The sequence below is a fragment of the Bradyrhizobium sp. genome, from assembly GCF_016462955.1.
In the GTDB taxonomy this organism is placed as follows: domain Bacteria; phylum Pseudomonadota; class Alphaproteobacteria; order Rhizobiales; family Xanthobacteraceae; genus Bradyrhizobium.
In genome coordinates, this window is record NZ_JAEMSD010000699.1 from 1 (window position 1) to 2851 (window position 2851).

Here is a 2851-nt window from a genome sequence, read left to right on the forward strand (position 1 = left end):
ACGGCGAGGTGCCGCACTCCGATCGCGCCGACGAGCTCGGCGCGCTGGCCCGCGCCATCCAGGTGTTCCAGGACGCCATGGGCCGCAACCGCAACCTCGCCTCGCAGGTGTCGCAAGACGCCGCCGCGCGCGAGGAGCGCGCCCGCCATATCGAGCGCTCCGTCGAAGGGTTCCGCGAGGCGATCGGCGCGATCATGCGCGGCCTCAGCAACAACGCCTCCACCATGCGCGAGACCGCGCAGACCATCACGCGCGTCACTGCGGATGCGAGCAGCCGCGCCGGCATTGCGGCGAACGCCACCGAGCAGGCCTCGCATAACGTCACCGCGGTCGCGGGCGCGGCCGAAGAGCTGTCGGCCTCGGTGGTGGAGATCGGCCGCCAGGTGCGGCAAAGCGCCGGCGCGGTCGAGCAGACCGGCCAGCGAACCGAGAAGTCGATCTCCGAGATCGAGAGCCTCGCCGCCGCCACGCAGCGAATCGACGGCGTGCTCAACCTGATCCAGGCCATCGCCGAGCAGACCAATCTGCTGGCGCTGAACGCCACCATCGAAGCCGCGCGCGCCGGCGAGGCCGGCCGCGGCTTCGCCGTGGTCGCTCACGAGGTCAAGGCGCTCGCGGGCCAGACCGCCAAGGCCACCGCCGAGATCAGCGAGAACGTCGCGATGATCCAGGCCTCGACCCGCAACGCGGTCGACGCTGTCCGCGAGATCGGCGGGGCGGTGCGCGAGATCAACGAGGTGACGTCGGCGATCGCCGGCGCCATCGGTCAGCAGGACCAGGCCACACGCGAGATCTCCTCCAACGCTCAAAGTGCGGCGCAGGGCAACGAGACGCTGGTGGCGAACATCACCTCGCTGCGCGACGCCATCGGTGAGACCGACACGGCGGCGGCATCGGTCCTCACCGCCGCGAGCAGCGTGACCGAGACGGCGCAGACGCTGTCACGCGAGGTGGAGGCGTTCTTCCAGAACCTGCGCGCGGGGTCGGCGGACGGGCGGGTCGCCAAGGCAGGGTGACCGCGCGGACGCCACCCAGGAACGAGCGAAGGGGCCGCGCCAGCAAAAGCTGAAAAACAACCCCATGCACAGTAGACCGCGACAGCTATTTCAACGGCTTAGCTGCCGGCGACGGCGATTTGCGGATTCCTCGAACTTCATTTGACGCGCCGGGCAAAACAGCCGCATGATGCATCGTTGGCGCGCTGCCCCCGCCGCGGGAGTTCGATCACCCAGCTCGCTCCAAACACCTACGGCACCTGGGTCGCAGGCGTCTGCGTGAAGCACATCCGGCATTCGCGTGCATGCTTACCAAAGATTGAAGTTCTGAAAGTTTTCATCTAGACTGATGATCGCCATTCAACTTGAAGCCGCCATTGGTCGGATCTGCTCGAATGGATTTGCGGTCGGCACGGTATGACGCGTACTGGCACCCATTCACAGGGCTGATCGAGCACGAAGGCGTCTGGGCGGTTCACGCCTTCCATGGGCTTCCCTTTGTGGTGGAGCCTCCGATGGTGGATGACCGGAGCGTCGCCACGATCATCCATCACGAACTGACCCATCATGCCTGTGCGCGAACGACGCGCCTCGGGTTTGCCTATAGTGCGGAAGCGGCCAGGCTGCTGCGCGCCTTTCGCCAGGGAGGCGACCTGACGCTGACGGCGCCCGCGAAGCTCCTGCTCGGCATCTATCTTCCGATCCTGGAAGGACTCGCCGTTTATGCGGAGCTCGATGCCGACGAGAGGGCAGACGACATCATCATCCCCAATCCCGTCCCTCTTCACGCCCAAATGATAGAATTGGCATGGAATCAGGACAACAGCGGCGAGGTTCTTCGCATTGCGCGCGAGTCTCAGATTTACGAGAAACCCGACAAGCAAGACGGACTGCTTCGCCTTCTATTCGCCGAACCAAACAGCCCGGAAACGAGCCCCTACCTTGTTGGATATCTCTGGATAAAAACCGCCGTCGCTCACATTCGGCGCATCAATCCGGCGCTGGCGCGACCGACAATTGCCCTTCCTCTGCTCATCAAGCTGCTGTGCGATCATCCCGTCATTGCGGAGGTCTGGAAAGAACGGGCCGGCAAAGACGCGATCATTTCCGGCCTTCTCGACAGCGTGCTTTCACTCGATCAGCCGGCGCTAGCCCGGATTGCGACTGCGCTGAAAGACGAGGAATCTCTCAGCACGTTTGAATTGTGGGATCTCCACGGGTTCATTGCCGACAAAAACCTCAGCACGCCGAAGCTGGTGGAGGATACCCGGCCCTTCTTCGAGGGCGATGAACCTGACGAACTCGTAACGCAGTTGCGATGTGGCGCAAGCCTCCATTTTCCCAGTCGCGCGACGGGTCTGCTCGTGGACGTCAAGCACCGCGATCAAGACCTCGATGATCTCGAGCTTGAAACCGATACCGGCGAACGCATCAGTGTTCATCTGATGCGTGTGCGCACGATCTGGCGCCTCTATGCTGGACTGGATCACTACCAACCTCTGATCCGAGAACATCTGCACAAGGCCGAGACTCTTGAACAGTATTTTTGGAACCTTATGGGGGAATGGAAGGGCTCACGCGTAACGATCGCGCAATATTGGGGCATTGCTCAACCGCCGCTGCCAGGAATCGTCGTTTGGCACGACGACGGCCGCATGGTCCAACTGCCTTACGAACCGCACTGGTACCACTACAAGGACCACATCTTTCTGACGAGAGAAGGTCTCAAGGTCTCGATCGACGAGAAGAAGCGCTTCGCGATGTCGCTTGCCAAGACACCCGCCGTCACGTCTCTGGCCCGGCAGGCCACGGCCGACCTGCTTTCTCATCTGGTCTCGGGCGAACGGGCCCGGAGA

2 protein-coding genes are annotated in these 2851 nt (G+C 63.1%); both read left to right on the plus strand.

Annotated features, from left to right (window positions below; all coding sequences use genetic code 11):
* Nucleotides 1-1016 (plus strand): methyl-accepting chemotaxis protein (locus JHD07_RS37060; RefSeq protein WP_291631207.1); only part of this gene is annotated, 1016 nt, incomplete at its 5' end.
* A gap of 374 nt (nt 1017-1390) precedes the next feature.
* Nucleotides 1391-2851: hypothetical protein (locus tag JHD07_RS37065; RefSeq protein WP_291631210.1), on the plus strand; the 1461-nt coding region annotated here is incomplete at its 3' end.